We start from the raw sequence: 565 nt of genomic DNA on the forward strand, positions 1-565 counted from the left end.
GCGTTCCAGTTGGTCGTTCGATAGCGTTTTGGAGCGGGCTTGGTCATGCCACTATCTTACCAAGCTGCGGGACGGGCGGATTTGTGCAACAGCGCCTCTACTACCCGACTTTGCCCGCATGAATGTGAGCACGCCTGGAGTCAGCCTGATGCAAGCCCTTGAACACATTGACGATCCCCGCCAGACCAGCAATGGCACCTTGCACGACTTCCGCGAAATCCTCGTCATCGCCATTTGCGCGATGCTGTGCGACAACGACACCTTCGAGGAAATGGTCGCCTGGGCGCGCTACAAGCAGGACTGGCTGCAGCGCTTACTGAGCCTGAAGCATGGCATCCCGTCGGAAGACACTTTCTTGCGCATTTTCCGCTTGATGGACTCCAAGCAATTTGAATGCGCCTTCCGCACCTGGGCAGGCGGCATCTTGCCCGCGCTAGACAACGAACAGCTCGCCATCGATGGCAAGACCTGCGGGGCTCCAGTCGAGGCGGCCGGCAGGCCATCCATATGGTGAGCGCCTTTGCCACCCAGGCCGGCCTGGTGCTGGGGCAGGAGAAGGTGCACG

The 565-nt window shown here is 60.2% G+C and carries 1 pseudogene; it reads left to right on the top strand.

Annotated features, from left to right (window positions below):
- Positions 1–148: 148 nt before the first annotated feature.
- A pseudogene (locus C2I19_RS19635) lies at positions 149–565 on the top strand (ISAs1 family transposase); the annotation flags it as partial.

It is taken from the genome of Chromobacterium alticapitis (genome assembly GCF_002924365.1).
Lineage (GTDB): Bacteria > Pseudomonadota > Gammaproteobacteria > Burkholderiales > Chromobacteriaceae > Chromobacterium > Chromobacterium alticapitis.